The sequence below is a fragment of the Salmonella sp. SJTUF15570 genome (assembly GCF_043357055.1).
In the GTDB taxonomy this organism is placed as follows: Bacteria; Pseudomonadota; Gammaproteobacteria; order Enterobacterales; family Enterobacteriaceae; genus Salmonella; species Salmonella enterica.
Window position 1 is genome coordinate 1 of sequence record NZ_JBEUKJ010000030.1, and the last position, 5,363, is coordinate 5,363.

Sequence of the window (5,363 nt, forward strand, 5' to 3'; positions counted from 1 at the left end):
GGCACTGTTGCAAATAGTCGGTGGTGATAAACTTATCATCCCCTTTTGCTGATGGAGCTGCACATGAACCCATTCAAAGGCCGGCATTTTCAGCGTGACATCATTCTGTGGGCCGTACGCTGGTACTGCAAATACGGCATCAGTTACCGTGAGCTGCAGGAGATGCTGGCTGAACGCGGAGTGAATGTCGATCACTCCACGATTTACCGCTGGGTTCAGCGTTATGCGCCTGAAATGGAAAAACGGCTGCGCTGGTACTGGCGTAACCCTTCCGATCTTTGCCCGTGGCACATGGATGAAACCTACGTGAAGGTCAATGGCCGCTGGGCGTATCTGTACCGGGCCGTCGACAGCCGGGGCCGCACTGTCGATTTTTATCTCTCCTCCCGTCGTAACAGCAAAGCTGCATACCGGTTTCTGGGTAAAATCCTCAACAACGTGAAGAAGTGGCAGATCCCACGATTCATCAACACGGATAAAGCGCCCGCCTATGGTCGCGCGCTTGCTCTGCTCAAACGCGAAGGCCGGTGCCCGTCTGACGTTGAACACCGACAGATTAAGTACCGGAACAACGTGATTGAATGCGATCATGGCAAACTGAAACGGATAATCAACGCCACGCTGGGATTTAAATCCATGAAGACGGCTTACGCCACCATCAAAGGTATTGAGGTGATGCGTGCACTACGCAAAGGCCAGGCCTCAGCATTTTATTATGGTGATCCCCTGGGCGAAATGCGCCTGGTAAGCAGAGTTTTTGAAATGTAAGGCCTTTGAATAAGACAAAAGGCTGCCTCATCGCTAACTTTGCAACAGTGCCGTCGATTGAAACACGGTGCATCTGATCGGACAGGGCGTCTAAGAGCGGCGCAATACGTCTGATCTCATCGGCCGGCGATACAGGCCTCGCGTCCGGATGGCTGGCGGCCGGTCCGACATCCACGACGTCTGATCCGACTCGCAGCATTTCGATCGCCGCGGTGACAGCGCCGGCGGGGTCTAGCCGCCGGCTCTCATCGAAGAAGGAGTCCTCGGTGAGATTCAGAATGCCGAACACCGTCACCATGGCGTCGGCCTCCGCAGCGACTTCCACGATGGGGATCGGGCGAGCAAAAAGGCAGCAATTATGAGCCCCATACCTACAAAGCCCCACGCATCAAGCTTTTGCCCATGAAGCAACCAGGCAATGGCTGTAATTATGACGACGCCGAGTCCCGACCAGACTGCATAAGCAACACCGACAGGGATGGATTTCAGAACCAGAGAAAGAAAATAAAATGCGATGCCATAACCGATTATGACAACGGCGGAAGGGGCAAGCTTAGTAAAGCCCTCGCTAGATTTTAATGCGGATGTTGCGATTACTTCGCCAACTATTGCGATAACAAGAAAAAGCCAGCCTTTCATGATATATCTCCCAATTTGTGTAGGGCTTATTATGCACGCTTAAAAATAATAAAAGCAGACTTGACCTGATAGTTTGGCTGTGAGCAATTATGTGCTTAGTGCATCTAACGCCGCCATAAACGGCGACAGGGTGGCGCGCCTATTGCGCATAAAATGGCGAAGCCATGCGCAACAGGCGCGGAATCTCTGGCGTCCGGTTTGATGGCTTTGTTATGCAAAGGACTAGTCTTCAATGACGTGTAAACCACGGCGCTTTAAGTCCTCCAACGAATCCAACATTCCCCTTATTAATTCAACAGGATGCCCCTCCCAGTCTTCAACAACGCCAACAATTCTCAAGGGTTCGCAGGTTCTATAGGACTGTGTTGGATTACCGGGAAATCTTTTGTTCGTAAGATTCGGATCGTCTTCGAACGGTCCTGTTGGCTCAACTATGTATATGTAGCCGCGACCCTCGAGGCCAGACAGTGACATAGCAAGTTCAGCTCCCCAAACTGCTGGCTCCATCAAGGCTGAAAAGTAGATGTGCTTAAGAATACGACCGTCCTCGAAATGAGAGATGAACCCTGTGGTTAGCAAGTCACCAATCGCCAAATTGGCTTTGGTTCCATGATAGAACGGTCCTTGCACCTGCTTGTAATTATCATGAGAGATGGGAATCCAATCTTTTACCATTTTAAGACCCTTAATTGTTGGGATTTGGCTGCATAACGCCTGAAATAAGCCGTGCCGCGAAGCGGCATCGGCTTGATTGAATTGTTAGACGGCAAACTCGAGCCAATACTTGTGCAGGCCAACAATATTAGACGAGCACAGCATGGGCATTGCCGCTTTGATCTTCTCCAGTGACCAATTCCACCACTCCATCTCCAGAAGCAATGAAATTTCCTCATCGGTGAAGCGTTTCTTAATCTTCTTAGCGGGATTGCCGCCAACGATAGCGTAAGGCTCCACATCTTTTGTCACCAACGAGCGGCTGCCTATCACCGCACCGTGCCCGATCTTGATTCCGGGCATGACCATTGCCTCAGAGCCGATCCAAACGTCATTGCCAATGACAGTATTACCTGCTTTTTGGAAGGCATCGAGTGCGCTTGAGAATGCAGGTTCTTCCTGCATATAAAAGAACGGGAAAGATGATGCCCAGTCGTACCGATGCCCCTGATTGCCAGCCATGATAAAGGAAGCCCCACTCCCGATAGAGCAGAAACTACCGATGATCAACTTATCAACGTCATCACGGTCCGGAAACAGATACCGTGCGCAGTCATCGAATGAGTGCCCATGATAGTAGCCAGAGTAATAGCTGTACCGCCCAACTTTGATATTGGGGTTCTTCACTTGCTCAGAAAGCAGCTTGCCTTTGAAGGGGCTATCAAAGTAGTTGGTCATAAGAGATCCCGCGGTCTGTGACTTTGCCGTCTAACGTTTGAAATAAGGGGCGCCGAGCGCCAGCGAGGGGAGCCAAAAGCTTGCTTTTGGCCGTCCCGACTTGATTGAAGGGTTGGGCGATTTTGCCATTAGATTTTTTATAAATTTAGTGTGTTTAGAATGGTGATCGCATTTTTCTTGGCTTTTATGCTTGATGTTAAATTCGACCCCAAGTTTCCTGTAAGTGCGGACACAAAAACATATTTATGTCCTGATTTGCTTATAATAAACCCTTCAAACCATCCGTTTTGTAAGGTTCTATTTGCTGTGAATCCTGCACCAGTTTTCCCATACAGTTTTGTACTATTATCCAGATCTTGTAGATACATGTTCTCTATGGTGTTTTCTATGGCTGAGTTTTTAACTGGGAGATTGTGATTAATAATTTTACGCAGGAATTGAATTTGTTCTTCTGGTGAAATTTTTAAGCTACTTTCGAGCCATGCTTCTGTTAATCCGTTGTTTCTTTCTTTATCTCCAGAGAAGTCTTGATTTCCATAATCAAAATCTTTGAGATAATTCTTGATTTTATTTAATCCAATTTTTTGGGTTATTTCTTGCGAAACCCAAACAACAGAAAATTGCATCCACGTCTTTGGTGTATGATTGCTGTTCCAGATCTCCATTCCTTTGGGGGTTTTATCCCATTTGAATATGGTTTTCTGATCTATTATTTCCGCATCAAATGCCATAAGTGATAATGCGATCTTGAAAGTTGAATCTGGTGCCATTTGCGTTGCACACTTTGCTTTATTGAATTGAGCAATTTCAGCGTTTGTGGATGCATCGTAAAGTAAAAAACAACCTTCAGTTCCTTCAAATAATGGAGATGCAACAGTAGAGATATCTGTTGATGCACTGGCGCTGCTGTAGATAATATTTGCAATTATTAAAAAAATAGCGAAGTTGATATGTATTGTGTTTTTCATAATAAGTATTGGTTTGGTAAAGGGCTTAATTTTAACGGCTAACAATTAATGAGGCTCCGGGTTCGCCCAACGTTTGACATGAGGGGCGGCCAAGGGCGCCAGCCCTTGGACGTCCCCCTCGATGGAAGGGTTAGGCATCACTGCGTGTTCGCTCGAATGCCTGGCGTGTTTGAACCATGTACACGGCTGGACCATATGGGGTGGTTACGGTACCTTGCCTCTCAAACCCCGCTTTCTCGTAGCATCGGATCGCTCGCAAGTTGCTCGGCGACGGGTCCGTTTGGATCTTGGTGACCTCGGGATCATTGAACAGCAACTCAACCAGAGCTCGAACCAGCTTGGTTCCCAAGCCTTTGCCCAGTTGTGATGCATTCGCCAGTAACTGGTCTATTCCGCGTACTCCTGGATCGGTTTCTTCTTCCCACCGTCCGTCCCCGCTTCCAAGAGCAACGTACGACTGGGCATACCCAATCGGCTCTCCATTCAGCATTGCAATGTATGGAGTGACGGACTCTTGCGCTAAAACGCTTGGCAAGTACTGTTCCTGTACGTCAGCAAGTGTCGGGCGTGCTTCTTCTCCGCCCCACCACTCGACGATATGAGATCGATTTAGCCACTCATAGAGCATCGCAAGGTCATGCTCAGTCATGAGGCGCAGTGTGACGGAATCGTTGCTGTTGGTCACGATGCTGTACTTTGTGATGCCTAACTTTGTTTTTGCGTTGCTCATGATGTCTAACTCCCAATTTGTGTAGGGCTTATTATGCACGCTTAAAGGCACTGTTGCAAAGTTAGCGATGAGGCAGCCTTTTGTCTTATTCAAAGGCCTTACATTTCAAAAACTCTGCTTACCAGGCGCATTTCGCCCAGGGGATCACCATAATAAAATGCTGAGGCCTGGCCTTTGCGTAGTGCACGCATCACCTCAATACCTTTGATGGTGGCGTAAGCCGTCTTCATGGATTTAAATCCCAGCGTGGCGTTGATTATCCGTTTCAGTTTGCCATGATCGCATTCAATCACGTTGTTCCGGTACTTAATCTGTCGGTGTTCAACGTCAGACGGGCACCGGCCTTCGCGTTTGAGCAGAGCAAGCGCGCGACCATAGGCGGGCGCTTTATCCGTGTTGATGAATCGTGGGATCTGCCACTTCTTCACGTTGTTGAGGATTTTACCCAGAAACCGGTATGCAGCTTTGCTGTTACGACGGGAGGAGAGATAAAAATCGACAGTGCGGCCCCGGCTGTCGACGGCCCGGTACAGATACGCCCAGCGGCCATTGACCTTCACGTAGGTTTCATCCATGTGCCACGGGCAAAGATCGGAAGGGTTACGCCAGTACCAGCGCAGCCGTTTTTCCATTTCAGGCGCATAACGCTGAACCCAGCGGTAAATCGTGGAGTGATCGACATTCACTCCGCGTTCAGCCAGCATCTCCTGCAGCTCACGGTAACTGATGCCGTATTTGCAGTACCAGCGTACGGCCCACAGAATGATGTCACGCTGAAAATGCCGGCCTTTGAATGGGTTCATGTGCAGCTCCATCAGCAAAAGGGGATGATAAGTTTATCACCACCGACTATTTGCAACAGTGCC

Annotated in this window: 8 protein-coding genes; 1 reads left to right on the forward strand and 7 read right to left on the reverse strand. The window is 48.7% G+C overall.

All coding sequences use genetic code 11. From position 1 onward, the window contains the following. Positions 1–63 precede the first annotated feature (63 nt). Entirely contained in the window at positions 64–768 is a 705-nt protein-coding gene (locus tag ABVN44_RS24585) for an IS6-like element IS26 family transposase (RefSeq protein WP_001067858.1), read from the forward strand. Here the strand turns inward: ABVN44_RS24585 and ABVN44_RS24590 are convergent. The 7 genes from ABVN44_RS24590 to ABVN44_RS24620 form a co-directional block, all read right to left on the reverse strand. Further along, positions 659–1,066 (reverse strand): dihydropteroate synthase, encoded by a 408-nt coding sequence (locus ABVN44_RS24590; RefSeq protein WP_104213686.1) that lies wholly within the window; start codon positions 1,064–1,066, stop codon positions 659–661. The genes ABVN44_RS24585 and ABVN44_RS24590 overlap by 110 nt on opposite strands. Then, a complete protein-coding gene (locus tag ABVN44_RS24595) occupies positions 1,060–1,407 on the reverse strand; it encodes a quaternary ammonium compound efflux SMR transporter QacE delta 1 (RefSeq protein ID WP_000679427.1) in 348 nt (115 codons plus the stop codon). The genes ABVN44_RS24590 and ABVN44_RS24595 overlap by 7 nt, the downstream gene beginning before the upstream one ends. A gap of 222 nt (positions 1,408–1,629) precedes the next feature. Continuing rightward, the gene (locus tag ABVN44_RS24600) at positions 1,630–2,082 is read right to left on the reverse strand and encodes an NAD(+)--rifampin ADP-ribosyltransferase Arr-3 (RefSeq protein WP_001749986.1); all 453 of its coding nucleotides are present in this window, start codon (positions 2,080–2,082) and stop codon (positions 1,630–1,632) included. 84 nt (positions 2,083–2,166) lie between these two features. Continuing rightward, positions 2,167–2,799, reverse strand: coding sequence for a type B-3 chloramphenicol O-acetyltransferase CatB3 (locus ABVN44_RS24605; protein ID WP_000186237.1), 633 nt, complete (start codon positions 2,797–2,799; stop codon positions 2,167–2,169). 137 nt (positions 2,800–2,936) lie between these two features. Then, the gene (locus ABVN44_RS24610; RefSeq protein WP_001334766.1) at positions 2,937–3,767 is read right to left on the reverse strand and encodes an oxacillin-hydrolyzing class D beta-lactamase OXA-1; all 831 of its coding nucleotides are present in this window, start codon (positions 3,765–3,767) and stop codon (positions 2,937–2,939) included. 130 nt (positions 3,768–3,897) lie between these two features. Beyond that, a complete protein-coding gene (locus ABVN44_RS24615; protein WP_063840321.1) occupies positions 3,898–4,452 on the reverse strand; it encodes a fluoroquinolone-acetylating aminoglycoside 6'-N-acetyltransferase AAC(6')-Ib-cr5 in 555 nt (184 codons plus the stop codon). Positions 4,453–4,595: 143 nt separating this feature from the next. Continuing rightward, positions 4,596–5,300 carry an IS6-like element IS26 family transposase gene (locus ABVN44_RS24620; protein WP_001067858.1) on the reverse strand — a complete coding sequence of 235 codons (705 nt, stop codon included), beginning with the start codon at positions 5,298–5,300 and terminating at the stop codon, positions 4,596–4,598. Between the last annotated feature and the right edge of the window lie 63 nt (positions 5,301–5,363).

What these genes read in the sequence shown, in the direction of transcription:
- ABVN44_RS24585 (WP_001067858.1), top strand. Translation starts at nt 64, where the DNA reads ATGAACCCATTCAAAGGCCGGCATTTTCAGCGTGACATCATTCTGTGG.
- ABVN44_RS24590 (WP_104213686.1), bottom strand. Translation starts at nt 1,066, where the DNA reads ATGGTGACGGTGTTCGGCATTCTGAATCTCACCGAGGACTCCTTCTTC.
- ABVN44_RS24595 (WP_000679427.1), bottom strand. Translation starts at nt 1,407, where the DNA reads ATGAAAGGCTGGCTTTTTCTTGTTATCGCAATAGTTGGCGAAGTAATC.
- ABVN44_RS24600 (WP_001749986.1), bottom strand. Translation starts at nt 2,082, where the DNA reads ATGGTAAAAGATTGGATTCCCATCTCTCATGATAATTACAAGCAGGTG.
- ABVN44_RS24605 (WP_000186237.1), bottom strand. Translation starts at nt 2,799, where the DNA reads ATGACCAACTACTTTGATAGCCCCTTCAAAGGCAAGCTGCTTTCTGAG.
- ABVN44_RS24610 (WP_001334766.1), bottom strand. Translation starts at nt 3,767, where the DNA reads ATGAAAAACACAATACATATCAACTTCGCTATTTTTTTAATAATTGCA.
- ABVN44_RS24620 (WP_001067858.1), bottom strand. Translation starts at nt 5,300, where the DNA reads ATGAACCCATTCAAAGGCCGGCATTTTCAGCGTGACATCATTCTGTGG.